At 63.4% G+C, this 26,837-nt stretch carries 28 protein-coding genes; 12 read left to right on the top strand and 16 right to left on the bottom strand.

Annotation, left to right across the window (positions count from 1 at the left end):
* Nucleotides 1-17: 17 nt before the first annotated feature.
* The 3 genes from AC0L2M_RS20280 to AC0L2M_RS20270 all read left to right on the top strand — a co-directional run bounded on the left by AC0L2M_RS20280 (nt 18) and on the right by AC0L2M_RS20270 (nt 2,847).
* The gene (locus AC0L2M_RS20280) at nt 18-707 is read left to right on the top strand and encodes a TetR/AcrR family transcriptional regulator (RefSeq protein WP_473535721.1); all 690 of its coding nucleotides are present in this window, start codon (nt 18-20) and stop codon (nt 705-707) included.
* A gap of 189 nt (nt 708-896) precedes the next feature.
* Complete coding sequence (locus AC0L2M_RS20275; RefSeq protein ID WP_473535720.1) at nt 897-1,679, top strand: 3-hydroxybutyrate dehydrogenase; 783 nt, start codon at nt 897-899, stop codon at nt 1,677-1,679.
* A gap of 37 nt (nt 1,680-1,716) precedes the next feature.
* Nucleotides 1,717-2,847 carry a patatin-like phospholipase family protein gene (locus AC0L2M_RS20270; protein WP_027152943.1) on the top strand — a complete coding sequence of 377 codons (1,131 nt, stop codon included), beginning with the start codon at nt 1,717-1,719 and terminating at the stop codon, nt 2,845-2,847.
* A 12-nt stretch (nt 2,848-2,859) separates the two neighbouring features.
* Here the strand turns inward: AC0L2M_RS20270 and AC0L2M_RS20265 are convergent, their stop codons facing one another.
* Nucleotides 2,860-3,456 carry a TetR/AcrR family transcriptional regulator gene (locus tag AC0L2M_RS20265; protein WP_473535719.1) on the bottom strand — a complete coding sequence of 199 codons (597 nt, stop codon included), beginning with the start codon at nt 3,454-3,456 and terminating at the stop codon, nt 2,860-2,862.
* 117 nt (nt 3,457-3,573) lie between these two features.
* On the opposite strand from AC0L2M_RS20265, the gene AC0L2M_RS20260 reads away from it, so the two are divergent.
* The 6 genes from AC0L2M_RS20260 (at nt 3,574) to AC0L2M_RS20235 (ending at nt 11,323) form a co-directional block, all read left to right on the top strand.
* Entirely contained in the window at nt 3,574-4,035 is a 462-nt protein-coding gene (locus AC0L2M_RS20260) for a (2Fe-2S)-binding protein (protein WP_473535718.1), read from the top strand.
* 2 nt (nt 4,036-4,037) lie between these two features.
* The gene (locus AC0L2M_RS20255) at nt 4,038-6,311 is read left to right on the top strand and encodes a xanthine dehydrogenase family protein molybdopterin-binding subunit (RefSeq protein ID WP_473535717.1); all 2,274 of its coding nucleotides are present in this window, start codon (nt 4,038-4,040) and stop codon (nt 6,309-6,311) included.
* 127 nt (nt 6,312-6,438) lie between these two features.
* The gene (locus AC0L2M_RS20250) at nt 6,439-6,588 is read left to right on the top strand and encodes a hypothetical protein (protein WP_287282408.1); all 150 of its coding nucleotides are present in this window, start codon (nt 6,439-6,441) and stop codon (nt 6,586-6,588) included.
* 120 nt (nt 6,589-6,708) lie between these two features.
* The gene (locus tag AC0L2M_RS20245) at nt 6,709-7,887 is read left to right on the top strand and encodes an efflux RND transporter periplasmic adaptor subunit (RefSeq protein WP_419695037.1); all 1,179 of its coding nucleotides are present in this window, start codon (nt 6,709-6,711) and stop codon (nt 7,885-7,887) included.
* Nucleotides 7,888-7,889: 2 nt separating this feature from the next.
* Nucleotides 7,890-11,066, top strand: coding sequence for an efflux RND transporter permease subunit (locus AC0L2M_RS20240; protein ID WP_287238289.1), 3,177 nt, complete (start codon nt 7,890-7,892; stop codon nt 11,064-11,066).
* A 98-nt stretch (nt 11,067-11,164) separates the two neighbouring features.
* Complete coding sequence (locus AC0L2M_RS20235; RefSeq protein ID WP_091593346.1) at nt 11,165-11,323, top strand: DUF3309 family protein; 159 nt, start codon at nt 11,165-11,167, stop codon at nt 11,321-11,323.
* A gap of 114 nt (nt 11,324-11,437) precedes the next feature.
* Here the strand turns inward: AC0L2M_RS20235 and AC0L2M_RS20230 are convergent, their stop codons facing one another.
* Nucleotides 11,438-12,397: an NAD-dependent epimerase/dehydratase family protein gene (locus AC0L2M_RS20230; protein ID WP_473535716.1), complete on the bottom strand. Its 960-nt coding sequence runs from the start codon at nt 12,395-12,397 to the stop codon at nt 11,438-11,440.
* Between the two features lie 94 nt (nt 12,398-12,491).
* Here AC0L2M_RS20230 and AC0L2M_RS20225 point away from each other — a divergent pair, with 94 nt between their 5' ends.
* Nucleotides 12,492-13,403 carry a LysR family transcriptional regulator gene (locus AC0L2M_RS20225; RefSeq protein ID WP_473535715.1) on the top strand — a complete coding sequence of 304 codons (912 nt, stop codon included), beginning with the start codon at nt 12,492-12,494 and terminating at the stop codon, nt 13,401-13,403.
* Here the strand turns inward: AC0L2M_RS20225 and AC0L2M_RS20220 are convergent.
* The 3 genes from AC0L2M_RS20220 to AC0L2M_RS20210 form a co-directional block, all read right to left on the bottom strand.
* Complete coding sequence (locus tag AC0L2M_RS20220; protein ID WP_473524014.1) at nt 13,361-14,557, bottom strand: MFS transporter; 1,197 nt, start codon at nt 14,555-14,557, stop codon at nt 13,361-13,363. The two genes, AC0L2M_RS20225 and AC0L2M_RS20220, sit on opposite strands and share 43 nt — an antisense overlap.
* Nucleotides 14,558-14,749: 192 nt before the next feature.
* Entirely contained in the window at nt 14,750-15,058 is a 309-nt protein-coding gene (locus AC0L2M_RS20215; protein WP_023797020.1) for a DUF1244 domain-containing protein, read from the bottom strand.
* A 25-nt stretch (nt 15,059-15,083) separates the two neighbouring features.
* Nucleotides 15,084-15,881 carry an N-formylglutamate amidohydrolase gene (locus AC0L2M_RS20210; RefSeq protein ID WP_128170617.1) on the bottom strand — a complete coding sequence of 266 codons (798 nt, stop codon included), beginning with the start codon at nt 15,879-15,881 and terminating at the stop codon, nt 15,084-15,086.
* A gap of 245 nt (nt 15,882-16,126) precedes the next feature.
* On the opposite strand from AC0L2M_RS20210, the gene AC0L2M_RS20205 reads away from it, so the two are divergent.
* Nucleotides 16,127-16,615 carry a DUF1036 domain-containing protein gene (locus tag AC0L2M_RS20205; RefSeq protein WP_023797022.1) on the top strand — a complete coding sequence of 163 codons (489 nt, stop codon included), beginning with the start codon at nt 16,127-16,129 and terminating at the stop codon, nt 16,613-16,615.
* Nucleotides 16,612-18,048 (top strand): pyruvate kinase, encoded by a 1,437-nt coding sequence (gene pyk, locus AC0L2M_RS20200; protein WP_023797023.1) that lies wholly within the window; start codon nt 16,612-16,614, stop codon nt 18,046-18,048. Before AC0L2M_RS20205 ends, pyk begins: the two co-directional genes overlap by 4 nt.
* 33 nt (nt 18,049-18,081) lie before the next feature.
* Here the strand turns inward: pyk and AC0L2M_RS20195 are convergent, their stop codons facing one another.
* From AC0L2M_RS20195 to AC0L2M_RS20145, 11 genes are all read right to left on the bottom strand, one after another.
* Nucleotides 18,082-19,149: an alpha/beta fold hydrolase gene (locus AC0L2M_RS20195; protein WP_128170616.1), complete on the bottom strand. Its 1,068-nt coding sequence runs from the start codon at nt 19,147-19,149 to the stop codon at nt 18,082-18,084.
* 87 nt (nt 19,150-19,236) lie between these two features.
* The gene (locus AC0L2M_RS20190) at nt 19,237-19,821 is read right to left on the bottom strand and encodes a tetratricopeptide repeat protein (RefSeq protein ID WP_473535714.1); all 585 of its coding nucleotides are present in this window, start codon (nt 19,819-19,821) and stop codon (nt 19,237-19,239) included.
* Between the two features lie 219 nt (nt 19,822-20,040).
* Nucleotides 20,041-20,166, bottom strand: coding sequence for a type B 50S ribosomal protein L36 (gene ykgO, locus AC0L2M_RS20185; RefSeq protein WP_006327841.1), 126 nt, complete (start codon nt 20,164-20,166; stop codon nt 20,041-20,043).
* 178 nt (nt 20,167-20,344) lie between these two features.
* A complete protein-coding gene (locus tag AC0L2M_RS20180; protein ID WP_473535713.1) occupies nt 20,345-21,421 on the bottom strand; it encodes a 5-(carboxyamino)imidazole ribonucleotide synthase in 1,077 nt (358 codons plus the stop codon).
* The gene (gene purE / locus AC0L2M_RS20175) at nt 21,418-21,915 is read right to left on the bottom strand and encodes a 5-(carboxyamino)imidazole ribonucleotide mutase (protein WP_023797027.1); all 498 of its coding nucleotides are present in this window, start codon (nt 21,913-21,915) and stop codon (nt 21,418-21,420) included. The genes AC0L2M_RS20180 and purE overlap by 4 nt, the downstream gene beginning before the upstream one ends.
* A 104-nt stretch (nt 21,916-22,019) precedes the next feature.
* Nucleotides 22,020-23,225, bottom strand: a complete 1,206-nt coding sequence (locus AC0L2M_RS20170) for an aminotransferase class V-fold PLP-dependent enzyme (RefSeq protein ID WP_473535712.1) — start codon at nt 23,223-23,225, stop codon at nt 22,020-22,022.
* Nucleotides 23,226-23,249: 24 nt separating this feature from the next.
* A complete protein-coding gene (locus tag AC0L2M_RS20165) occupies nt 23,250-23,711 on the bottom strand; it encodes a RidA family protein (protein ID WP_023797029.1) in 462 nt (153 codons plus the stop codon).
* A gap of 36 nt (nt 23,712-23,747) precedes the next feature.
* A complete protein-coding gene (locus AC0L2M_RS20160; protein ID WP_031254069.1) occupies nt 23,748-24,542 on the bottom strand; it encodes an amino acid ABC transporter ATP-binding protein in 795 nt (264 codons plus the stop codon).
* Between the two features lie 4 nt (nt 24,543-24,546).
* Nucleotides 24,547-25,197, bottom strand: coding sequence for an amino acid ABC transporter permease (locus AC0L2M_RS20155; protein ID WP_077380470.1), 651 nt, complete (start codon nt 25,195-25,197; stop codon nt 24,547-24,549).
* A gap of 1 nt (nt 25,198) precedes the next feature.
* Nucleotides 25,199-25,864, bottom strand: a complete 666-nt coding sequence (locus AC0L2M_RS20150) for an amino acid ABC transporter permease (RefSeq protein WP_473535711.1) — start codon at nt 25,862-25,864, stop codon at nt 25,199-25,201.
* Nucleotides 25,865-25,935: 71 nt separating this feature from the next.
* The gene (locus AC0L2M_RS20145; protein WP_128170614.1) at nt 25,936-26,811 is read right to left on the bottom strand and encodes a transporter substrate-binding domain-containing protein; all 876 of its coding nucleotides are present in this window, start codon (nt 26,809-26,811) and stop codon (nt 25,936-25,938) included.
* Nucleotides 26,812-26,837: the final 26 nt, after the last annotated feature.

Raw genomic sequence — 26,837 nt, 5'->3', positions numbered from 1 at the left:
TGTGCTATTTCGCAGGCATGACCAGCCCCACGGATACCGGCGAAGCCGCCCACCCCAAGCGCTATCATCACGGCAATCTGGTCGAGGCCTTGATCGCTGCCACCGTAGAGATCATCGAAGAGCGCGGAGCAGAGCATGTCTCGGTGCGCGAGGCGGCAAAACGTGCCGGCGTTTCGCCCGGCGCGCCATTCCGGCATTTCCGCTCGAAATCAGCACTGCTGACCGCCGTCGCCGAACAGGCGATGAACCGGCTGACCGAGGCCGTTGCCGATGCACAGTCCAAAGTCGGCAGCCCAGATCCCATTGTGGCCTTCGAAGCGATCGGGCAAGGCTATCTGGAGTGGGCGATCAGCAATCCCACGCATTTCCAGATCATCAGTTCTCGGACGCTGATCGATTTCGACGCGTCGGACAGTCTTCGTGATCAGAATGAAGCCGTTCGCCGGAAAATGATCGACCTGCTGACCCAAGCGCAACAACAAGGTCGGCTTGCCCCGGACACCGACTTCGATCATCTGGTGCTTGCCGCCCGCGCATTTGTCTATGGCCTGGCACGCATGGCGATCGATGGTCATTTCCCGGAGTGGCATCCGTCCGAGCCGCCATCGCTCGCCGTACGGAAAGCTCTGCGTCTTTTCATCAGCCAGATGACAAATCCCGAAACGCAATCTTACGAGCGCCCTGAAGTGGCTTCCGGGGATCGCTGACAAAACTATCTTCGCACTGCAAAACCTGTCTTCGCACTGGTGTCAGGCGTACAGCTTTGAGTGAGGGTGTCCTCTTTCATAACGAAAATTTCATATCATCGCCACTGAGTGCCGCTGTTTTTGCGCCACACGAGGCATATATGCTGCACTGCAATATGGTCCGTTAGCGCCGTAACGAAGGATTTCGCCTTGCCCAGCAGAAAAACCGCCATCGTCACCGGTTCCACCTCGGGCATCGGCCTGGCAATCGCCCATGCCCTCGCGGCCGATGGCTGCAACATCGTCGTCAATTCCTTTTCAGACACGGCCGACGACCAGGCCGTCACCGATGCGATCGCCAAGCATCACGGCGTGAAGACTGTCTACATCAAGGCAGATATGTCGAAGCCGGCCGAATGCCGGGCGCTGGTCGCAAAGGCAGCCGAGAGCTTCGGCTCGGTCGACATCCTGGTCAACAATGCCGGCATCCAGCATGTCGCGCCGGTGGAAGAATTTCCCGTCGAGAAGTGGAACGCCATCATCGCCATCAATTTGTCGTCGGCCTTTCACACCATCGCCGCCGCCATCCCGCTGATGAGAGAAGCCGGCGGCGGCAGGATCGTCAACATCGCCTCGGCCCATGGGCTGGTCGCCTCGCCGTTCAAATCGGCCTATGTCGCGGCCAAGCACGGCATCATGGGACTGACCAAGACGGTCGCTTTGGAACTGGCGCGCGACAAGATCACCTGCAACGCCATCTGTCCCGGCTATGTGCTGACGCCGCTGGTCGAGGCGCAGATCCCCGACCAGATGAAGGCGAACAAGATGGACCGCGACACGGTGGTCCGCGAGGTCATGCTCGACAGGCAGCCGACCAAGGAATTCGTCACGGTCGAGCAAGTTGCCGCTGCCGCGGTATTCCTGTGCTCGGATGCGGCAGCGCAGATCAACGGCACGCAAATCTCGGTCGACGGCGGCTGGACCGCGCAGTGATCCATCCAATGGCTCTCTACAGATCAAGGACAACGCCATGACGACAAACGGCAAGGCGGAGGAGCCCAAGAAGATCAACGTCGCGCTGCAGGGCGGCGGCTCGCACGGCGCCTTTTCCTGGGGCGTGCTCGACCAGCTGCTGGAGGACGGACGGCTCGACATCGCGGCGGTTTCGGGCACCAGCGCCGGCGCCATGAACGCGGTGGCGCTGGCCGACGGCTTCGTCCGCGGCGGCGTCGAGGGCGCGCGGCAGAAGCTCGACGATTTCTGGCGCGCGGTGGCGCGGAAGGGCCGGTTCAGCCCGGTGCAGCGCATGCCGTGGGACGTCGCCTGGGGCAACTGGTCGATCGAGAACACGCCGGGCTATCTGTTTTTCGACACGATGTCGCGGGTGTTTTCGCCCTATGTCGCCAACCCGCTCGGCCTCAACCCGCTGCGCGACGTGATCGAACAGGAGATCGATTTCGGCAATGTGCGCGCCTGCAAATCGATGGAGCTGTTCATCTCCGCGACCAATGTCGAGACCGGGCAGTTACGCGTCTTTTCCGATGGCGAGATCGATCTTGACACGGTGATGGCGTCGGCTTGCCTGCCGCAGCTGTTCCGCGCCGTCGAGATCAAGGGCGTGCCCTACTGGGATGGCGGCTATGGCGGCAATCCGGCGCTGTTCCCGTTCTTCAAGACGACTGCCACCGAGGACGTGCTTTTGGTGCAGATCAATCCGGTGGTCCGCGAGGGGACGCCGAAGAGCGCCAACGAAATCCAGAATCGCATCGACGAGATCACCTTCAACGCCGGACTCTTGCGCGAATTCCGCTCGATCGCCTTCATCAAGGAGCTGATTGCCGCCGGCCGGCTGCCGCATGGCGAATACCGCGACATCCGCATGCACCGCATCGATGCCGACGAGGCATTCAAGGACCTGTCGGCATCGTCCAAGGTCAATGCCGAATGGGCCTTCCTGACCTATCTGCGCGACCTTGGCCGCACCGCCGCCAGCGACTGGCTGGAAGAGAATTACGACGCCGTCGGCAAGCGGCCGACGCTTGATCTCTCAGGCGAGCTCGACGACGGCTTCAAGCCGATGCGTGGACCGGCACCGGGGCGGCGGGTCAAGGAGTTCCTCGCAGCACGCAAGAAACCCGAGGCAGCGCGTCGCCGAGCCTGAGGCGTTTAGTTGTCAGTTTTTTTGCAAGGCTAGATCGATCACCTTGATCAGCGCGGCCGCAGCCTGCCGCTGCTCGTCCGGATCGCTGATGCGCATCTTCATGCCTTCCAGCCCGTCGAGCAGCATGTCGGCCAGCAATTTTGCCGACAAGCCGTTGGCGGTGAGATCGACGCCATTGCGTCCGGCTTCGCTCTGGATCGCTGCGGCGATATGCTCGGCAAACCGGCTGCGCCAGCAGCCGATCAGGTCGGCGAGACTCGACTTCATGTCAAGCAGTTCCGCGCCATGCGGCGAGCCGTGGACGGTGCGCGTCATCGAGATCAGCGCTTCGTCGATGGCCCGCATCGTGCGCCCGGCAAATGGTTCTTCGCCGGCGAGTGCCGTTTTCGCCTGCTCGAGCGAGCGGGAGAGCAGCATCAACGCAATGGCGCGATAAATATCAGTCTTGTTCTTGAACTGCAGATAAAGCGCCGGCCGCGACATGTCGGCGGCACGCGCGATGTCGTCCATGGTGGTGCGGGCGAAACCATAGGCCAGAAACACCTTCATCGCGCTGTCCAGAATGCGGGCGCGCTTGGGGTCGGTGGCGATGTCCTCGATCTCGATCATGGCGCGACTTTATCCTGCTAAAGCTCTATTGACAAAATGACGTAATTTGTCAAGATGTATAAGGGCGAATGGCCGACCGGCCTGCCCGGGCTGTGGACGACAACAAAGGGTATCCCCATGCGCCTCACCGTCGACGGGCAGGCATTCGACGTCAATGCCGATCCCGAAATGCCGCTGCTGTGGGCGCTGCGCGATCTCATGGGCAAGACCGGGCCGAAGTTCGGCTGCGGCATCGCCGCCTGCGGCGCCTGCACGGTGCATGTCGACGGCCAGCCGGTGCGCTCCTGTTCATTGCCGGTCGGTGAGGTCACCGGCGCGGTCACCACGATCGAAGGCATCGGCACCGAAGGCGGACTGCATCCGGTACAGCAGGCATGGCTGGAAGAGCAGGTCGCCCAGTGCGGCTACTGCCAGGCCGGCCAGATCATGAGCGCGGTGGCGCTGCTCGACCAGGTTGCCGAGCCGACCGATGCCGATATCGACGATGCCATGGGCGGCAATCTCTGCCGCTGCGGCACCTACCCGAAGATCCGTGCGGCGATCAAACGAGCGGTCGTGCTCAAGACGGCGGGGATCTGACCGTGGCCAGTGTCGGAAAGATCGCCCGCCGCACGTTTCTCATCGGCACCGCTGCCATCGCGGGCGGCATCGCCGTCGGCTATTACTATTATCGCAAGCCTTTTCCGAATCCGCTGGAAGGCGACCTCGCGGCTGATGAAGCGACCTTCAACCCCTATGTGAAAATCGGCGCCGACAACACCATCACCATCGTCGCGCCGCGCGCCGAGATGGGCCAAGGCATCTCGACGACGCTTGCTGCCATGGTTGCCGAAGAGCTCGATGTCGGGCTCGACCAGATCAAGGTCGAGCACGGCCCGGCCTCCTACGCCTATTTCAATGCGGCGATCCTGGAAGAGGGCGGTCCGTTCGCCTTCTTCGATGAAAGCATAACCGCGGAAATAGTGCGCGCCGGCATGGGCGTGGCCGGAAAATTCCTCGCCCTGCAAGGCACCGGCGGTTCGACATCGACGCTCGATGGTTTCGGCAAGATGCGGGAGGCAGGCGCCGCCGCGCGGCAGATGCTGATTGCAGCGGCCGCGCAAAAGCTCGGTATAGCTGCCGCCGATCTGGAAACGGCCAACGGCTCGATCCTGCACAAGGCATCGGGCAAGTCGCTGACCTATGGCGCGGTCGCTGCGACCGCTGCGACGATGGCGCCGCCCGCGGAAATCAGGCTCAAAGACAAAGCCGGCTGGAAACTGCTCGGCAAACCGCAAAAACGCATCGACATGCTGGCCAAGGTCACCGGGGCGCCGATCTTCGGCATCGACGTGACGCTGCCGGAGATGCTGTACGGCACGGTCAAGATGAGCCCGCGCTTCTGGGCCAAGCCGGTCAAGGCGGATTTTTCGAACGCCGAGAAAATGCCTGGGGTGATCAAAATCGTGCCGATCGACACGAATTACGGCCACGGCTTCGGCATCATCGCCGAAAACACCTGGGCGGCGTTCAAGGCGGCGGAGGCGATCGACGCCGAATGGGCCGATCCCGAATATCCGCTGGACAGCGCCGGCATTTCCGAGGTGCTGAAGCAGGCGCTCGGCACAAAAGGGTCGGTGATGCGCGACGATGGCGATGTCGATACCGCCTTCGCCGACGCGCCGCGCGAAAGGATCGTCGAGGCCGACTATGCCGTGCCTTATCTGGCACATGCGACGATGGAGCCGATGAACGCCACGGCGCGGCTTAAGGACGGCGTCCTCGACATCTGGTGCGGCAACCAGGCGCCGACCTTGGTGCGGCAGCTTTGCGCCAATGCTGTCGGCATTGAGCAGGACAAGGTCAGCGTCCACACCGCCTTCATGGGCGGCGGCTTCGGCCGACGTATCGAGGTGGATTATGCGCTCTGTGCCGCGCTGATGGCGAAAGAAACGGCAGGCCGGCCAATCAAGGTGATTTGGACGCGCGAGGAGGACATGCGCCACGACGCCTACCGGCCGGCTTCGGTCGGCAGATTCCAGGCGCGGCTTGGCAACGACGGCATACCGGTCGCCGTCGACATGACAATCGCCTCGCCATCGGTGATAGCCAGCACCTTGCGCCGGCTGTTTCCCTCGATCCCGCCGCTTGGCCCCGACAAGTCCATTGTCGATGGGGCCTACGACCAGCCCTACACCATCCCGCATTACCGGGTCAGCGGCATCGCTGCGCCCGCCTCCATCCCGGTCGGCTTCTGGCGATCGGTCGGCTGCTCGATCAACGGCTTCTTTCATGAGGGCTTCATGGACGAGATCGCCACCGCCGGGAAAACCGATGCGGTCGAACTGCGCAAGATGCTGATGGCTGCCTATCCGGCAGCGGTGAAGGTGGTCGAGAAGGTCGCCGAAATGGCGAAGTGGGGCGAGGCGCTGCCCGCCGGCAAGGCCAAGGGCATGGCGTTCGCGCTGTCCTTCGGCAGTTGGGTCGGCGAGATCGTCCAGGTCGCCGACACGCCGTCCGGAATCCGCATCGAGAAGATGTGGATCGCCGCCGATGTCGGCACCGCGCTCGATCCTGATATCATCGAGGCGCAACTCATCTCCGCCGCCATCTACGGCCTGTCGGCAGCGATGGGTCAGGAGATTACTTTCGCCGACGGCATGGTCGATCAGTCGAATTTTCATGACTACGACGCCATGCGCATCTCCCAGTGTCCGGCGTTCGAAGTCGCCATCCTGGAGAATTTTCACAAGATGGGCGGCGTCGGCGAAGTCGGCACGCCGCCGGCGGCACCGGCACTGGCCAACGCCATCTTCGCACTGACAGGCGAGCGCATCCGGACACTGCCCTTGTCGAAGGAGGTGACCTTTGCATGAAATATTCCCATCATGCTGACAGCTGCTGCCATGCTGTTTCGCTGGCACCTCCCAGCGGCAGAGGAAAGCCAAGGCACGGCACCGATGACGGTCCATGCAGCCAAGGGTTTGTCCGAGGGACGCGGTCTTGCGGTTGCTTTCGCATGCGCACTGCGCCGAATGGATGTTCGCAGACGAACGGCTGCGCTGGTCCGGCGCGCCTCATGGCGGCGGCCGCATCCTGCCCAGCGAAGTATTACCCATCAACATTTCTGACTATATTGCGGTGCAACTTTGATGTAGAAGCTCGTTCGCCGATCACGGCAAGTTGAACACGGCCTTGCGCGCACCCATATCGGCGACGCGCCCGAGTTACAAGACGCGGCCTGGCCGAATCCCGCGCACTGGAAAAATGACGATGCCGAAGTACAGGTTTCACAAGCTTGCAGCCATTGTTGTGCTTGTCGGATTCGCTGCGTGGATGGCGACGGGCGAGTTCTCGTCCGTCGGCAGCGCGGCCGCCGACAAACCCAAAGCGGGGGAGGTCGAGCAGCCAAAGGCGCCTGACGCCGGCAAGGCCAAGCCCGCTGAGGCAGAGCAGCCCAAGGCGCCGTTGCGCACCGTCGCGATCTTAACCCCGCCCAGGCGTACCTATGCGCGCGCCATCCGCATTTCCGGACTGACCGAAGCCGACAAGCGCGCGGTGCTGGCGACCCGGGTCGACGGCATCATCGACAAGCTGCCGGTCAAGCAAGGACAGCACGTCAAGACGGGCGACCTCGTGCTGATGCTTGCCACCGAGGAAAAGCTTTCGGCGCTCAGCAACGCCAAGCAGCTTGTCGCGCAGCGTCAGGCCGAACTCGATGCGGCCTCGCGGCTTGCGAAAACCGGCAATCTGCCCAAGCTGCAGCTCGACAACGCCCGCTCCACCCTGACCTTAGCGCAGTCGATGCTGGAAGCGATGCAAGCCCAGCTTGATCGCAATGAGGTGAGGGCTCCGTTCGACGGCGTCATCGACCGGGTGCCGGTGGAGCTTGGCAGTTCCGTGATGCAGGGTGGCGAGGTGGCAACCATTCTGAGCCTCGACCCTGTGATCGCCCGCGGCGAGGTCAGCGAGCGTGATCTCGGCTATCTGAAGATCGGCGACAAGGCGAATGTACGGCTGGTCAGCGGCCAGATCGTCGAGGGCACCGTGCGCTACATCAGCCGCGACGCGTCGTCCGCCACCCGCACCTTCCGGGTCGAGATCGCAATCCCTAATCCTGAGGGCACCATTCCTGCCGGGATGACGGCCGAAATCGGGCTGAGCGCGCAGCCGACCGACGCAGTCATGCTGCCGCGCTCCGTGGTCACGCTCGGCGACAAGGGCGATCTCGGCATCCGCGCCGTCGACAAGGACAACAAGGTCGTGTTCTTCCCGATCGATCTGGTCGACGATACGCCAACCGGCCTGGTGCTCGGCGGCATCCCTGCCGATGCGCGCATCATCGTCGCCGGCCAGGAACTCGTGAAGGAAGGCGAAGTGGTCAAGCCGGTCGAGGCCGACCAGGCGACCATCCAGAAGCTGCTGGGCGAAGCGACGGCCGGGACGCAGTAATCATGGATATCGTCAAACTCGCAATCAGCAATGCCAGGCTGACCATCTCGGTGCTGGTGTTCCTCATCCTTGCCGGTGCGGTCGCCTATCAGTCGACACCGAAGGAAGCGGAACCCGACGTTCCGATTCCGATGATGTATGTCAGCCTGATCTATCAGGGCATCTCGCCCGAGGATTCGGAACGCCTTCTGCTGCGGCCGATGGAAGCCAAGCTGAAGAGCCTCAAGGGGCTCAAGGAGATGCGTTCGGCCGCCTTCCAGGGCGGCGGTTACGTGCTGGTCGAATTCCACCCGCAGACGGATCTGGCGACGGCGCTGCAGGACACGCGCAGCAAGGTCCAGGACGGCAAGGCCGACCTGCCGCAGGCAGCCGAGGAGCCTGTAGTCTCCGAAGTCAACGTCTCCGAATTCCCCGTCCTTGTCGTGACGCTGTCGGGCGAGGTGCCCGAGCGCGTTCTGACGACGGCGGCGCGCGAGTTGCGCGACCGCATCGAGGAAGTGCCTGGCGTGCTGGAGGGTTCGCTGCAGGGCGCCCGCGACGATCTCGTCGAAGTCGTCATCGATCCGATGAAACTGTCTTCCTACGGGCTGCAGCTAGAGCAGCTGATCGGTGCGGTGGGCGATTCCAACAGTCTTGTCGCCGCCGGCAACATCGAAGGGTCCGAGGGCAAATACGCGGTCAAGGTGCCGTCGCTGATCGAAACGCCACAGGACGTGGCGGCGCTTCCGATCGTCGCCGGCCCCAATGCCGTGGTGCAGGCCCAGGATATCGCCACCGTCCGCTCCACCTTCAAGGACGCCGAGACGGTGACCCGTCTCGACGGCAAGCCGGCGATCGCCATCGAGGTGAAGAAGCGCATCGGCTCCAACCTGATCGACACGATCGCCCAAGTGAGGGCCGTGTCCGATGCCTTCATAAAGACCATGCCGGAAGGCATGCACGTCACCTACACGCAGGACAAATCGGTCTTCGTCAACCAGTTGCTCGGCGATCTGCAGAACCACGTCATGATCGCCGTGATCCTGGTGTTCATCGTCATTCTCTACGCGCTGTCGGGCCGTGCCTCGCTGCTGATCGGCCTGGCCATTCCATCGTCCTTCCTGATCGGCATCCTGCTGTTGGCTATGATGGGCTACACGATCAACATGATCGTGCTGTTCAGCCTCATCCTGGCGGTCGGCATGCTGGTCGACGACGCCATCATCGTCACCGAATTCGCCGAGCGGCGGATGAGCGAAGGCATGCCTAAGGCAGAGGCCTTCGCGCTTGCCGCCAAGCGCATGGCCGGTCCGGTCATCGCCGCGACGATGACGCGCATCGCCGCCTTTTCGCCGCTGCTGTTCTGGCCGGGCATCATCGGCGACTTCATGAAATACATGCCGATCACGCTGATCGTCACGCTCTCGGCCTCGATGCTTTATGCACTGGTTTTTGCACCGGCGCTGGGCGCCTTGTTCGCCAAGGCGCCGCCGCATCACGAGAACGACAACCGCGACGGCTGGTACATGGCGGTGGTCAAGCAGGCGGTTCGCTTTCCCATCACCGTGCTTCTGCTCACCGTCGGCCTCTTGTTCGGTGTCGGCTTTGCCTATTCGAAATACGGCGCCGGCGTCGAGTTCTTCCCGAATGTCGAGCCTGACTACGGCCTGCTCTATGTGCACGCCCGCGGCAACCTTTCGCTCGCCGAAATGGATGCCGCCACAACGACCGCGGAAAACCGGCTTCTCGGCTGGCCAGGCGTGAAATCGGTCTATACCCGTGTCGGCAAGACGCAAGGCGGCGGCCAGGACATTCCTGAAGACGTGGTCGGCGTGATCCAGTACGAGTTCGTCGACTGGCGCGAGCGCAAATCGGCGAACGCCATCCTGGACGAACTGCGCGGCGTCATGGCCGGCATTCCCGGCGTCGACGTCGAGGTTCGCGTGCCCGAGGCCGGCCCGCCCACAGGCAAGCCGATCCAGATCAGGCTGTCAGCCGTCGACCCGAAAGGTCTCGACGACAAGGCGCGCGCCGTCGCCGCACGCATTGCCAAGGTGCCCGGCGTCATCGACATTTCCGACGGCCTGCCGCCGCCTGGCGTCGACTGGGCGCTCGACGTGGATCGCGCCAAGGCGGCGCAATACGGCATCAGCCCGACGTCAGTCGGCACGGTGGTGCAACTGGTGACGAACGGGCTGAAGCTCAGCGAATACCGGCCGGCCGGTGCGGACGACGCCGTCGACATCAGGCTGCGCCTGCCCGAGGACCGGCGCACGCTGTCGACCCTCGACGACCTCAGGGTGCAGACGTCGCAAGGGTCGGTGCCGATCTCGAATTTCGTCGTGCGCAAGCCCGAGCCGACCGTCGGCATCCTCAACCGCATCGACGGCGCGCGCACCGTGGTCGTCCAGGCCAATGTCGCCGCCGGCGAGCAGGTCGCTTCTGTCCAGCAGCAGGTCAGCCAGGCTGTCGCCGAAGTGGATCTCGGCAGCGGCATACGCTGGAAGCTTGCCGGCTCGAACGAGGACAGCGCCGAGGCCAGCGCTTTCCTCAGCAAGGCCTTTGGCGCGGCGATCTTCCTGATCTTCCTGGTGCTTCTGATGCAGTTCAACAAGTTCACCAGCGTCTGGCTGGTGCTGTCCTGCGTGGTCATGGCGACCGTCGGCGTGTTCCTGGGATTGCTGTTGACTGGAGAGGCGTTCGGCATCGTCATGTCGGGCATCGGCGTCATCGCGCTGGCCGGCGTGGTGGTGAACAACAACATCGTGCTGATCGACACCTACGACCGGCTGCGCGAAGAGGGCTGGGACAAGATGGACGCCGTGCTGCAGACTTGCCGCGAACGTGCCCGCCCGGTGGTGCTGACGGCGGTGTCGGCGATCCTCGGCGTGCTGCCGATCGCTTTCGGCCTCGGTCTCGAAATCTTCCATCACGAGACGACGATCAACGCGCCGTCGACGCAATGGTGGATTTCACTGTCCTCGGCGATCGTCTTCGGCCTGTCCTTCGCCACCTTGCTGACTCTGGTGGTGACACCGTCGATGCTGATGGTGTTCACGCGTAGCAAGAACAGCCGCTTCTATGCATTCTTCCGTCGGGTGTTCCGGCGCGGAACGCCAGCCAATGCGACTATGGAGACCTCCGCAGGGCCGGGCTTGCTCGACGAGCCGGCGATTGACTTCTCGAAGGCCGCCGAATAGGTCGCTCCCTTCAGCCCAGGTAGAAAAGGCCGCCGGGAACAACCCAGCGGCCTTTTGCATTGTCCTGTCATGGAATGCCTCAAAGCGGGGAGTTTCTCATGACGCTCAGCACCATTCTCATCATCATTCTGATCCTCATTCTGATCGGCGCGGTGCCGGCATGGCCTCATTCGCGTTCCTGGGGTTATGGTCCCTCCGGCATCGTCGGCGTCATCCTGATCGTGCTGCTGGTGCTGCTGCTGATGGGCAGGATTTGACCCGGAGTTGGTGCACGAATGCTACAGCGCTGCGCGTCCTTTTGGACTCACAGCGCTGTAGCATTTGATTTTGCGCATGGTCCTTTCCGAGCCTTCGGTTCGAAACGCACGTTTTCAGGCAGCTTTCGAAACGCCATCAATCGTGGCCACACCGATATCATCGAGGGCTTCTGCCACCGCCCTATCCAGCGGCGTATGCGGGATCGTGCCGAGGATGCTTTCCAGTCTTGCCGAGACCAACTGGTGTGGCTCGAAGCGGAGATAGGACATCGAGACGAGCTCGCGCCACATCGCCACGAACGGACTGCCGGCGCGCAACACCCACCACGGCATCGACGTCAGTTTCAACGTGCGCCCGAGCGCCTGCTCCGCGGCGGCCTTGATCTCCAGATCGGTAACGGCGTGGCCGGGAAAGTTCAGCGCCTCGTAGGTGCCGAGCTTGTCGAGATTCTTAGTCAGTCCGACGAAAGCCTTGGCCATATCAGGCAGATAGGCCCATTCATGCAGGAGATCGGCCGGCCCGGGGGCGGTATAGACGCCCTTGTCCATCTTGGCGGCCACCATCAGATCGAACCACGATCCGGTGCCGGTGCCGCCGAAGAAATCGCCGGCTCGCAGCAGAATGGTGCGCACTCGGCCTGCTTCGGCCTCGCGGCGGAAGAGGTCTTCCATGGCGACGCGGATGCGGCCCTTTTCCGTCGTCGGGTGGAATGGCGTGTCTTCGGTGATGACCGTCGGCATCGGCGAGCCGTAGTTGTAAACGCTGCCGGGAGCGAGGTGCAATGCGTGGTTCGCCCGGCACGCGGCCATGACGTTCTCGGCCATCGGCAGGCACTTGCCCCAGTCGGTATAGATCGGGTTGAGGCCGTTGAAGATGATGTCGACGCCTTCGGTGGCGCGGATAAGCGCTTCGCGATCGAGCCCGTCGCCGGTGACGGCCGCCGAGCCGATGAGTTCTGCCGTTATCTTGCCGCTGCGGGTGATGGCGCGGACATCATAGCCGGCGTCGATGAAGGCCTTGGCAACCACGCGGCCGAGCCGGCCATTGGTTCCCAGAATTGCGATCTTGGTCATGTTTGGTTTCCGTGTTTGCGTTACGGTCACAATATGATCCGCCCGCAAACGAATGGAAATTGACTGAATCTGGCAACATGATATTCAGTTTTGAATGGAAATCGACTGGAATCTGATCAAGAGTTTCGTCTCCGTGGCGGAAACCGGCAGCCTGTCCGCTGCCGCGCGCAAGCTGGCTGCAAGCCAGCCGACGCTCGGCCGCCATATCGCCGAGCTGGAGCAGGCGCTCGGCGTCACCCTGTTCCGGCGCGGGCGGCGCGGCTACGCGCTGACGGAAGCCGGCAGCACGCTCTACGAACGCGGCCGGGCGGTGAGCGAGCAGGCAAGCGCCTTTTCGCTATTGGCGCTGGGATCGGTCGAGGCGATCGAGGGCACGGTGCGCATTGCCGCCAGCGAGGTGGTGGCGGCCTATGTCCTGCCAGAGATGACGGCGCGGCTGGGTGCCGAGGAGCCCGGCATCGAGGTCGAGATCGTCGCGTCGAACCAGGTCGAGAATCTTTTGCGCCGCGATGCCGACATCGCTATCCGCATGGTCAAGCCGGCCCAGAACGAGGTGGTGGCGCGCAAGGTGGCAGACATTCCGCTCCGCGCCTGCGCGGCAAAATCCTATCTCGACCGGCGTGGCCGTCCGCGCGAACCCGGCGACCTTGCCGGCCACGACCTGATCGGCTTCGACCGCAGCGATGAGATCATTCGCGGCTTTGCCCAATTCGGTGTCCTGCTCACCCGCAATGCCTTCCGCTTCAGGACCGACAACCAAATCGTGCTGTGGGAGGCGGTGCGGGCGGGAAACGGCATCGGCTTTGGCCAGGAGCCGCTGGCCGACCGCGATCCGCTGGTGGAGACAGTGCTGCCGGGCCTCGGGCTGCCGACGCTGCCGGTATGGCTGGCCATGCACCGCGACGTACGCACCAGCATGCGCATCCGCCGTGTCGCGGATTTCCTCTATGAGGAGTTGAAGCGCTATTCGGCCGGGGCCGCGTCAGGCGCGAATTCGGCGCGGTGAGCGAGCCCGGCCATCAAGAATACGACGACCAGCAGTCCCGACAAAGCGACAAAGATCGGACCGAAGCTTGAATGCTCGGCGATGAAGCCGATTGCCGACGGCGCCACCAGAATGCCGGAATAGCCCATTGTGGTGACGACGCTCATGCCGGTGCCGGACGACATGCCTTCCTGGTTGCCGCCGGCCGAAAACAGGATCGGCACCATATTGGCGATGCCGAAGCCGCAAAAGGCAAAAGCTGAGATGGCGAGCCAGGGCGAGGGCGCCAGACCCGCCACCAGCATGCCGGCAGCGGCGACAAGCGCCGAAACGCGCAATGTCGTCACGGCGCCGAACCGGTTGCGGACGCCGTCGCCAACGAAGCGCATGACTGCCATGACGCCGGAAAAAGCGGCGTAGGCCAAACCAGCTACGGCGAGGTCGGTGCCGAGTTCCTGTTGCAGGTAAAGCGCTGCCCAGTCGAGCACCGCACCCTCGGAGATCATCGTCATCAGCGCCATCAGCCCGACCAGATAGACCAGCGGATTTCCAGGCAGCGCGAACTTGCGATGCCCGATTACCCCCGAGGATGCTTGGACTGGCTTGTCCTCCGCGATCAGGTAGCGGACTGCCACTGCAATCACGGCGAAAGCGAGCGCCGTCACCACCGTCGCATGGGCGAGATGACCGTAATTCTGGATGGCGAGGCCACCGAGAGCGCCGCCGGCGAAACCGCCAAGGCTCCAGAAGCCGTGCGAGGACGACATGATGGCCCGGGACAAGCGCCGTTCCACCGTGACCGCATTGGCGTTCATGGCGACATCCATGCCGCCGATCGAACCGCCAAAGATGAACATGGCGATGGCCGCTAGCGGCACGTTTGGAGCCAGCGCCACAACCAGCAGCCCGAAGCTCCCGATGAGGCCGAACCAACTCAGCACGGTGCGCGACCCATGCCTGGAGATCAGGTGGCCGCACCAGGTCATCGCTGTGACCGCGCCGGCGCCGAACAGCAGGATCAGCAGGCCAAGCGTGAACTTGCTGATATCCAGCCGGGTCAGCACCACCGGGATCTGCGGCGCCCAGGCGCCGGTCAGAAAGCCATTGGCCAGGAAGATGGCCGCCACCGCCCATCGTCCACGAATGGCGGCCTGCATGCGGTTTAGCGTGTCCATCGTAGAATCCGATGCGAAAAATAGTTTCGCGCCGCAAATTAGATCGATTCAATCCTCAGTCAAGCGCTCGTTCTTGAAAAGTGCTTGGGCCAAACGGCTCGCTTGCACCCAGGTTGATGAAGCCGATCTGGTCGGGCTTTGTTCGACCACGATCTTATCCGAAAACCGGTTTCCACTTTCGGGATCGTGGTCTCAGTGATCCCTGGGGCGTCTTGCCTCGAACTCGGCCTTCTTGGCATTGGAGGCGTCGGTCTGGTTGAGCGCCTGCCATTCGGCATAGGGCATGCCGTAGATGATCTCGCGCGACTGGTCCTTGCTGAGATCGACACCCTCGGCCTCGGCGGCATCGCGATACCAGTTGGAGAGGCAATTGCGGCAGAAGCCGGCGAGGTTCATCAGGTCGATGTTCTGTACGTCCGTGCGTTCGCGCAGATGCGCGACCAGTCGGCGGAAGGCGGCGGCTTCGAAATCGCGTTTCTGCTCGTCGCTGAGTTCGGTCATGTGTTCTGGGCCTCCTTGGGCCTCCTTAGAGCGGCCCGGTGCGCGAGCCGAATCGTTTGACCCGATGTATATCGGGACGGCGATTGATCGCGTCAACGATCGGCGCCAGCCGTTCGGCCCAGGCGACCGCATCCTGCCGATCGGCGATCAGGTCCTGACGGATTTCGATCAGCGCATGGGCAAATCCGTTGACGATGGCATGTCTGAACATGGTGTCGCCGCGCAGCGCGCCGTCGTAGGGCTCATTGTCGCCGACGACAAGGCTTTTGTCCTCGGCGAGCATGTCGATCAGCGGTCGCGCCACCCGGTCGTCGCGATCCCACAAGATGCCAACATGCCAAGGGCGCACGAACCCCTGCATGAAGGGGGTGAAGGAATGCACCGAAAGGATAAAGGGGGCGTTTGCGCAAGCCTGCGCCACCGAGGCGATCATGGCGCCGACCGCATCGTGATAGGGTCGATAGAAGCGGTCGAGCCGCCTTTCACGTTCTTTCAAGGTAAGTGGATAATTCCCCGAAATGACGGTGCCGTCATAGAGTTGGCGGATCAATGTCGGATCGTCTTCGCCGCGATTGGGATCGATCAGAAGCCGCGAAAAATTGGCGAGTACCGCCGGCACGCCGAGCAAAGCGGCCAGTTCGCGCGTCACCGTCTCGACACCGATGTCGTAAGCGATATGGCGGTCGAATTCCGCCGCCGGCAGGCCGAGGCTGCCATACTCTTCCGGCAGGTCGCGACGGGCGTGATCGGCCAGGAGCACGATGCCTCGCTTGCGATCGCCTTCGACGACGTCGAAAGGCGCGAAAACTGTGGATCGGGTCATCGGCGGGAAATGGTATGTTCGCTGGCTTCCAGGGAGGATGGTATCCTCATTCCACGAAGGGGACGATTACGCAATGCCGTCGTTTGGCCACGGTTTCTGCGGAAATCTGGCAGAAGGCGACCAACCGTGCGCCGAAGCCTTTCTAAATCGATTGGAATTGAGCGGAAGGGCGCGTTGACATGCGCCCGGACTTTTCCGAAAAGGGGCGTTGAGAGATGCAAATGTGGTTCTTGAGAGGTTTCAGGATGGGTTCCGCCGGCAGGCCGCGTGTGCGCTATGCCTTCGCCATGCCGTTCCTGACCTTCGCTGTGGGCCTCGCCGCGATGGTTGCTGCCTCGCCGGCGCGCGCCGATTTCCGTGTCTGCAACGCCACGCAGAACCTGGTCGGCGTCGGCATCGGCTATCGCGCCAAGGCCGGCTGGATCACCGAAGGCTGGTGGCACATCGAGGGATCGAGCTGCAAGACGTTGATCGAAGGGCCGCTGTCATCAAGATTTTACTATCTTTATGCAGAAGACGCCGAGCGCGGCGGGCGCTGGGATGGCCCGATCAACATGTGCGTGGCCGAAAAAGAGTTCAAGATCGCCGGCGTTAGCGATTGCGTCGCCCGGGGCTTCCAGCGCGCGGGATTCCAGGAATATGACACGGGCGAGCAGGCAAGCTGGATGGTCCAGCTGACCGATGACCCCGCAACGGGGGGCGTTCCAGCCGCCCCGGGAACAAACAGTCAATGAGACGCAGCCGCAAGGTCAAGATACTCGCCACCATCGGTCCGGCCTCCTCCTCCGAGGACATGCTGAAGAAGCTTTTCGAAGCCGGCGCCGACGTGTTTCGCATCAATATGAGCCACACCGATCATGAATTGATGCGCACACTTGTCGGTCGCATCCGCACCGTCGAGAAAGCGGTCGGCCGGCCGATCGGCATTCTCGCCGACCTGCAGGGACCCAAGCTTCGGGTCGGCAAGTTTGCCAACGGCAAGGAGACGCTGACACTCGGCCAGACCTTCACGCTCGACGACAATCCCGAGCCCGGCAACTCGACCAGGGTCTATCTGCCCCATCCGGAAATCCTGAGATCGGTCGAGGCCGGTCACCGTCTTTTGATCGACGACGGCAAGCTCGAGCTGAAGGCGGTGGAGAGCGACGGACAGGCGATCGTCTGCACCGTCGTCGCCGGCACCAGCATCTCCGACAAGAAGGGCGTCAGCCTGCCCGACACCGACCTGCCGGTCGGCGCGCTGACCGAAAAGGACCGCAGCGATCTCGATGCTGTGCTGGCCACCGGCGTCGACTGGGTGGCGCTGTCGTTCGTGCAGCGGCCGGAGGATCTGGCGGAAGCGCGCAAGATCGCGCGCGGCCGGGCGCTGATCATGGCCAAGATCGAAAAGCCGCAAGCCGTCGCCAGGCTGGCCGAGATCATCGAACTTTCGGATGCACTGATGGTTGCCCGCGGCGATCTCGGCGTCGAAATGCCGCTCGAAGCCGTGCCCGGCATCCAGAAGCAGATCACCCGCGCCGCGCGCCGCGCCGGCAAGCCGGTGGTGATCGCCACGCAGATGCTGGAATCGATGATCACCGCGCCGGTGCCGACCCGCGCCGAGGTGTCGGACGTCTCGATCGCCGTGTTCGAAGGCGCCGACGCCATCATGCTCTCGGCCGAATCCGCGGCCGGCGCCTACCCGGTCGAGGCGGTGGCGATGATGAACCGCATAGCCAGCAAGGTCGAAACCGACCCGACCTATGCCGGCATCATCAATGCGCAGCGCTCGGAGCCGGAAGCGACCGGCGCCGACGCCATTTCGCTTGCCGCCCGCGAAATCGCCGAGACGCTGAAACTGTCGGCGATCATCAGCTATACGGCGTCCGGCACGACCGGCCTGCGCGCCGCGCGCGAGCGGCCGCAGGTGCCGATCGTCGCCCTGTCGCCGATCGTCAACACGGCGCGGCGGCTGTCGCTTTTGTGGGGCACGCATTGCGTCGTCTCGCCCGACGCCATCGACCTCGACGACATGGTCGACCGCGCCTGCCGCATCGCTTTGGACGAGGGGTTCGGCAAGCCCGGCGACCGGGTCATCATCACCGCCGGCGTGCCGTTGAGGACGCCCGGCTCCACCAACATGCTGCGCATCGCCTATGTCGGATCGGACGTGCAGGCCCGCCGCTAGGCTTAGCCGTCGCTTCGAATGATTTCGGTTGCTCTAAATTGGCGCGAGTTCGGCTTCCGGCGCTGTGATGTCGGCGCATTTGCCGGCGCCGTAGGTGTCGCCGGCAATCCTGATTTCCACGGCCTTCGCCATTGCCTGGAGGTCCACGTCCCTGCCGGCGACCTTTTCGATCGCGCCGACAACGAGATCGGGTGCTATCCAGTCCGGCTTGTGGCCGAGATTGCGGACCCAGACCAGTTCGGCCCCGGCGATGTCGCGGACGAGGCCGACCGAATGGATCGTTGCATAGACCACCTTGTCGCGGTCGCCCGAGATGACCACAGTCGGCGCCTTGATATCGCGGTAGTGCGGTGCGGCATCGAGCGTGTAGCGATAAAGCCCGGCGACATCGGTGGCGTTGGCACGAAAGGCGTTCGGCCGAAGCACCAGCGGGATCGCGACCTCGGCGACATAGAAGTCCGGCACCTTGTTGGGGGCAAAGACGCAGGCGGTGGCGGCATTCATCTGCAGCGTTCCCGACGGATAGGTCAGCGTTTCGGAAAAAAGCCGGCCGACGATCGGAATGGTCGTCAAATTGTAGTACCAGGCGGTCGCGCCGCCCGGCCAGGGATGGGTGGCAGGCGCCATGAACACCAGGCCGAGCGTCTTGTCGGGATGCTCGCGGCCGAAGGCGGTGGTCACCGAGCCGCCGAAGGAATGGCCGGCGATGATGGCTTTCCTGATGCCGAGATGGTCCATCAGCGCTGCGATGGTGCTGGCCTGCGCCGATGGGGTCTCGTTGTTGCCGGGGCCGCGCGCCGACCAGCCTGCACCCGGGCGGTCGAAGAACAGCATCTCGGCACGGCCTTCCAGCAAGGGCCTCAACGGCAGCATCTGATCCCTGAGATTGGCGCTGGCGCCGTGGATAAAGACAATCGGCGGCAGTTCGGCGTTTTCCCGCGCCGGAACGTGAACGTAGTGGATGCGGGCACCGTTTATATCCGCGAAGTCGCCGCTCGGCGGATTGCGGCGCTCGATCAGCCATGAACCGGCGCGGGTGACACCTGCAAGGGTGAACACAAGCGCCAGGAGGAAGGCGAGCGCGGCGTAGATCGGGTTCATGGAGAGAGGTACGGACCGGAGCGAAATTAGTTCACAGTCTAGCTAAAAAGACTTTCACTTAAGTGGAATTGTCCGCCAACTGGGAATTCAGATCCCTTCGCCGGCAAGTTCTTCCGAAAGCGTGCCGACCTGATCCTGGGCGCTGCGCATCATCGGATAGATGCTGAGCACGCGCTGCCAGGCTTCCAGCGCCGACTGCTTGTGGCCGGCTACCGCCATGATCTGCGCCAGGCCGGACAGCGCGCCGAAATGGCGCGGCTCGAGCTGCAGCGTGCGGTCGATGTCCGCCATCGATTTCCCAAAGTTATTCATCATGAAATGCACGGTGGCGCGCCGGTTCCAGCCTTCGGCATAGGCCGGTTGCAACGTCACCACCTGGTCGAGGAAGTCGAGCGCCACGTCGAACTTCTTGTCTTCGGCCGCCTTTTGCGACCATTGCATCATCAGGTCGATCGAGGCGCTGCCGGATTGCGACCACTCGTGCGAGATGCGCGCCGCGATGCGCTCGGCGGCTTTTTCATTGAGCTCGCGCTTCAGGTCGACAAACAGCTGGTCGAGCCTTTCCTCCCTGGTCGTGGCAACCGGAGGGGTGACCGGGTCTTCCGCTTGAGCCGGAAGCGGGGCGACACCGAAAAGAAAAAGCGCCGCGAAGAATGCAAAATGAATCCGCATGACCGGAATCTAACCCCGGACAGCGGATCGTCAAACTGAATTTAGCGTGAAAGGTCCGGCAGGCCGGTATTAGAGCGCCACGCGTCCTTTTGGACGCGTAAAGGCCGTTCCAGCATTTTGAATTCCTGGCATCGTGCTTTCCGAAAATCGATTCCGATTTTTGGATCGATGCGGTACATCATGCAGGCGCGGAGGCAGGCGCCCCCAACGCGAAAAGGCTCAGCCCTGGCGCGCCTTGTAGCGCGGAGCGGTCTTGTTGATGATGTACACGCGGCCCTTGCGGCGAACCAGCTGGTTGTCGCGGTGACGCGCCTTGAGCGCCTTAAGCGAATTCTTGATCTTCATGGTCTTGCCCGTCGGTCTGGGCCCGCTTGGGCCGAATTATTAAGGCGCGCTCGGAAAGCGCGCCTCTCAACTTGTGCGTGGCTCATAAACGAGGAGCCTTGCCCGTGTCAACCAAGCATGTGGCGGAGTTTGAGTTTCTGCCCTATCGACGGCATTGGAGCGGCGCCGTCCAATAGCCTCAACGGTGGCGGCTCATTCGCGTAAAATGGCCCATCTTGCGGCCGGGACGTGCCTCGGCCTTGCCATAGAGATGCAGCATCAGATCGGGCTCCACGAGCAGGGCCGGGACGCGCAGGATATCGTCGCCGATCAGGTTTTCCATGACGCAGTCAAAATGGCGGCCGGGGTTTCCCAACGGCAGGCCGGCGACGGCGCGAATGTGCTGCTCGAACTGCGAGACGAGGCAGGCGGCTTCCGTCCAGTGGCCGGAATTGTGAACACGCGGCGCGATCTCATTGGCCAGCAGCGCGCCGTCGGCAAGGACAAAGAACTCGATGCCGATGACGCCGACATAGTCGAGCGCGGCGAGTATTTCTGCTGCCGCCGCCTGCGCTGCAGCGACGGTTTCGGACCCTATCCTGGCCGGCAGGGTCGAGCTGTGCAGGATGCCGCTGCGGTGGATGTTTTCTGCCGGATCGTAGGCGGCGAGCGAACCGTCCATGCCGCGCGCCGCGATCACCGAAATCTCGCGTTCGAAGGCGACGAAGGATTCGAGGACCAGCGGCACGTTGCCCATTGCCTCGCAGGTGCCGGCAAAGCCCCCTGTTTCCATATTGCGGAACACGCGCTGGCCCTTGCCGTCATAGCCCATGCGTCGCGTCTTCAATATGCCGCTGCCGTCGAACTTTTTCAGCGCCGCCGTCAATTCGTCGTCATTGTCGACGGGGCAGAAATCAGCGGTGGGAATGCCGATGCCGTTGAGGAATTTCTTCTCCGCCACCCGGTCCTGCGCTACTTCCAGCGCGCGCGCCGGCGGGTAGACGGGCACCGTGACGGCAAGCGCGCTGGCGGCCATGACTGGAACGTTCTCGAACTCGTAGGTGACGACGGCGCTGACTGCAGCCAGTTCGGCGAGCGCGGCCGTGTCGTCATAAGCGGCAGTGATCTGGCGGTTGGCGACCTGTGCCGCCGGACAATCCGGCTGCGGCTCCAGCACGACCGTGCGGTAGCCGAGGCGCGCCGCGGCCATCGCCAGCATGCGGCCGAGCTGGCCGCCACCGATGATGCCGATGGTCGATCCGGCGGCCAGGCTCATGGCGTGTCCGTGGGCTCGGCGGCGACCTTGGCGGTCTGGGCGGCGCGCCAGGCATCGAGCCGGGCGGCGAGCTTTTCGTCGGTCAGCGCCAGCACGGCCGCAGCCAGAAGGGCGGCATTGGTGGCGCCCGCCTTGCCGATGGCCAGCGTGCCGACCGGAATGCCGGCCGGCATCTGCACGATGGAGAGCAGCGAGTCCTGTCCGGAAAGCGCCTTCGATTCCACCGGCACGCCAAAAACCGGGAGCGGCGTCATCGCCGCCGTCATGCCGGGCAGGTGTGCCGCGCCGCCGGCGCCGGCGATGATCACCCGAAAGCCGGCCGCCTTGGCGCCCTTGGCGAAGTCATAGAGCCGGTCGGGGGTGCGATGAGCCGAGACGATCAGCCGCTTGTGCGGGATGCCCAGCGCCTCCAGCGTTTCGGCGGAGTGGCGCATCGTCGCCCAGTCGGACTGGCTACCCATGATGATGGCGACGTCGGCGCGGTGATCGTCCAAGCTTGTGCTCCCGGCGGCAAAGGCGCGCCTTAGCGGAATTCGGGTTCGACGGCAAGGATGCGCTGCCTCTGCGCAAGCGTTCTGGCGCGAGGCGCCATCATTACCTAATCCGGCCAGCGCAAGGCGCCGGCGCTATCCTCGCGGGCTGCCTTCATCGCATCCGCCGGACGCTCGGCCGCGCTCAACACGGCCCGCAGGCGTTCGGCGACGATTTCCGCCTCGCCGGGATGAAGATTGCATGGATCGAGGAAGAAATGCCCGCGCTCGACTTCGTGGTTGCGCACTATAATGGGAGGCGAACCGGCCGCCAGCGCCGACGCAAGGCCGGCGGCGGTGAACCTGCTCTCAGCCGTAACAAACACCTGCAGGCGGTCGAGCGGATTACCGGTCGGATCGGGAATGACATGCGCGGCGATGCCCGGCAGGCCCTGCAATGCGTCCTTCCACAGATCGAGCGCCGCTTCTTCCCGCTTGCGGATGCCAGCATGATCGCGCCGCTCCCAAGCCTCCAGTGCGGCCATGGTGCCGGCGATGCTTTCCTTGCCGACCTTCATCGCCCGCGCAACGCCACGGACCTGCAGATAGGCGGCGCGCACCAGATCCTTGCGCCCGGTGACGATGCCGCTTGTCGGTCCCGAGAGGAATTTGTGTCCGCTATAGACGACGATGTCGGCGCCGCGCGCGAGAAAGCCGCGCAAATCGTATTCGGAGGCGGCGTCGACGATCACCGGGACGCCTTTGGCGTGGCAGATCTCGCAGAACTCCTCGAGCGAGAGCATGCCGTATTGCACCGTGTGATGGGCAACGACATAGAGGCCTGCTGCGGTGCGGTCGCGGATCGCCTCGCGCACATGATAATCCTGAGTCACGCTGACCGTACCGGCCGGTACGGTCCTTGCCCCGGCGAGCCGGATCGACTGGTCGATCGGCGCGCCGTAATTGACGATGTGGCCGAGTTGGACGATGACCTCGGACTTGAGGCCTTCGGTGTCGTCCGGCAGCCGCTCGATCGCCAGAAGGTTGGTGCCGGTCATCGTGCCGGCAATGGCCATGGTGATGCCGCTGGCGCAGCACGCCGTGATGAAGCCGGCCTCACCGCCGGTGAGGCGCGCGACAACCGTGCTTGCAGCGCGCTGCAGATCGTCCATCTCCACCCACTGCGAGGCGATTTCCGACATAGCGGCGATCGCTTCCGGGACGATGATCGAGGCGCCGAGCGCCGTCATCGTGCCAGAGACATTGATGATCGGGCGAAGGCCGAGCCGTTCGCGGATTGTCGTGTTGGAGCCGTTTGCGGAATAGGTTTTCATCTCTGGAGGTCCCATTGGTAGACTTTAGGCGGCGATCTCGACGACCGCCTCGATTTCCACGGTGATGTTGCCGGGCAGGGAGCCGACACCGATCGCCGAACGGGCGTGCCCGCCGATACTATCAAAGACAGCGGCGAAAAGATCGGAACAGCCATTCACCACCTTCGGATGGTCGCTGAAGGTCGGGATCGCGTTGACGAAGCCAAGCAGCTTGACGACGCGCACGATGCGGCTGAGGTCGCCTGCCGCAGCGTGCATGACGGCGAGCAGGTTCAGACCGGTGAGACGGGCATGCTTATAGGCCTCTTCAACCGTGACATCCTCGCCGACCTTGCCGGTGCAAAGCGTGCCGTCGGCGCGCAATGGCCCTTGGCCGGAGAGGAAGATCAGCCGTCCGCTTTCGGCGTGCGTGACGAAGTTGGCGATCGGCGTCGGCGGCTCGGGCAGCGTCAGGCCCAATTCGGCGAGCCGGATGTAAGGCGTCATGAAAAGGCTCCTTGCGACAGCTTTCGCCGTCCGATGTCAGAAATGCGAGGCACGAAACCGCGCCAGGAAACTGCGGAGACGCTCATTGTCGATCTCCGCGCCCAGAATCTCGGCGGGCGGGCCCGCGGCGCTGACGCCGCCATCTGCCATGAAGATGATGCGGCTCGAGGCATCGCGGGCAAAGGCCATCTCGTGCGTGACCATCACCATCGTCATGCCGTCCTCGGCCAGGCTGCGCACGACCTCGAGCACCTCGCCGACGAGTTCCGGGTCGAGCGCGGAGGTTATCTCGTCGAGAAGCAGGATTTTCGGCTCCATCGCCACCGCGCGGGCAATGCCGACTCGCTGCTGCTGGCCGCCGGAAAGCTCGGCCGGCAGGCTGTCGGCCTTGTGGGCAAGGCCGACCCGGCCGAGCCAGTGCTCGGCAATGGCGCGGGCCTCGGTACTGCTCTTGCCGCGCACCTTGCGCAGGCCAAGCATGATGTTGCCGGCCGCCGTCAGATGCGGAAACAGATTGAAGCTCTGGAACACCATCCCGGTTTCGGCCCGCATCTTCGCCAGGTCGCGCTCGCTGCGGCGCTGGCGTGTTCCCGTGTCGCGAAAGCCGACCTCCTTGCCGTCGATGCGGATGGAGCCGCTGTCGTAGCTCTCCAGGAAGTTGACGCAGCGCAGCAGCGTGGTCTTGCCGCTGCCGGAAGGCCCGATGACAGTCACCACCTCGCCGCGCGTCACCTGCAGGCTGACGGAGCGCAGGACCGCGACGGATCCAAAGGATTTGGAAACCTCGGAGACATCGAGAAGCGCCGGATTGGCGGGCGTGGCGATGGGCATCTTGCTATTCCCGGATGAAGGAGAAACGCCGCTCCAACCGTCGGCTGGCCAGGGAGAGCGCGTAATTGACGGCGAAGTAGATGACCGCGCCGAGGATGTAGAGCGGCATTGCTTCATAGGTGCGGCCGATGACCTGGTTGATGGCATGCATCAGGTCGGTGATGCCGAGCAGCGAGACCAGCGCGCTGCCCTTCACCGCATCGGTGACGCCATTGATCCATGGCGGCAGGAAACGCCTGAACGCCTGCGGGAAGATGACGTAGGCCAGTCGCTGGCGAAAGGTCAGCCCGATCGCCATCGCCGCTTCGGACTGCCCCTTCGGTATGGAACCGACCGCACCGCGCAGATACTCGATGACCTGCGCCGTCTTGAACAGGGTGAGCGCCAGCACGGCTGCCCAGAAGGATTCCAGATGGAGGCCGACGGCAGGCAGGCCGTAATAGACGAAGAAGATGAGCACCAGGATCGGAATGCCGCGTATGGTATCGCTGAAAATGCGCACCGCCCAGCGCAGCGGAGCCGGGCCATAGACAAGGCCGACGCCCATCATCACGCCGGCGACGAGCGACAACACCACGACCAGCAGCGACACCCATAGCGTCACGGCAAAACCCTGGGCCAGGAAGGGCAAGGCATAGGCGATCTGGCCAAGCATCCTAGTGCGCCACCCTGAACCGGCGCTCGACAAGCCGAAGTGCAAAAAGAAGCGCGTAGCCGGTCAAGAGATACATCGCCGTCACCACAAGGTAGACCTCGACGATGCGGAAGGTGTTGAAGTTGATCCACTGGGCGCCGTAGGTGAGTTCGGGCACCGAAATGACCGACGCAACGGACGTGTCCTTGAACAGCGACAGGAACGTGTTGGAAAGCGCGGGCAGCGTTATGCGCAGCATCGTCGGCAGGCGCACATGGACCAGCCTTTGCCATGGCGTCAGGCCGATCGCCTTGCCGGCGTCGAGCTGTCCGCGCGGAACCGCTTCGAGCCCCGAGCGGAACACCTCGACCAGATAAGCGCCGCTATAGAGCGACAGCGTGGCGATGAACGAGGTCTGCGCGCTGTAGGCGATGTCGACCACCGTCGGCAGGCCGTAGAAGACGAGATAGACGAGCAGGATCAGCGGCACGTTGCGGATGAACTCGACATAGGCGGCGATGACGGTTCGCACCGCACGCCCGGCCGACACGTACCAGACCGCCAGAAGCAGTCCGATGAGGATGCCGATCGCGATGGAGATCACGGCCAGCTCGAGGCTGAGCAGCAGCCCGCCCCAAAGCTTGTCGAAATGCCGCCAGATCAGGTTGAAGTTCAGGGTATAGCCCATGTGTCCCTGTCATTATCGAGGGCTGTCGACGATAAGCAGGCGGAAGGGCGCGACCCTTCCGCCTGCTTGCATCAGATGACCGGGAAGCCGGGATGGCGCGCCGGAGGCTCCTGTCCGAAATAGTCCTTGAATGCAGCGTCGTAGAGCGCCGTCTCATGGCCGAACATGGCGGTGGTGAAGGTCGTGTTGACGAAGGTCAGCCAGTCGGGGTCGCCTTGCCGAAGCGCGGCGCCGTAAAGCATCGAGAACCAGCTCTTGCCGGCATCGAAGTATTTGTCCGGATTGCGCGAGGCGAGCCATCGAACCGTCGACAGATCGACGGCGGCGGCGTCGACGCGTTTCGATTCCAGTGCCTGCAGCACGTTGGCCTGCGTGTCTATCTGCATCACCTGCGACTCCGGCAGGACGATGTGCACATTTGCCTCGGCATCGACATTTTGCAGGATGGAAACCCGCGTCGCCGAACCGCCGGCAAGCAGCTTGTCGAAGGTCTTGTTTTCGGCGTTCGGAAGGGTCAGCAAGGCGATGCCTTCGACGTAATAGGGCCGGGAGAAGTGGATCAGCTGCGAGCGCTGGGCGGTCATGGTCATGAACTGGATCGAAATGTCGACCTTGTTGGTGGTCACGTTCGGAATGCGCTGGGCCGGATCCTGCATGACGAACTCGACCTTGGTCGTATCGTCGAAAAGTCCCTTGGCAAGAATGCGCCCCATGGTGATGTCCATGCCGACCAGTTCGCCGGCATCGTTTTCAAAGTGCCAGGGCGCGTTGGTGCTGCCGGTGCCGACGATCACCTTGCCGCGATCGAGAACGGTGCGCAGCTGGCTGTCCGGTGCCGCCTGCGCCGCCGCCTTCTGAACATCGACTGTTGTCGCTGCGCCCACCACTCCGGCCGTTGCAAGCCCGGCCAGTTTCAGAAAATCACGTCTTTTGGATGTGTCGTTCACGGCGACCTCCTTTTCGTGTTGTGTTC

This window comes from Mesorhizobium sp. WSM4806, from assembly GCF_055811635.1.
Note: the sequence above shows the minus strand (reverse complement) of the source record. Positions and strands in the feature narration are given on the sequence as shown.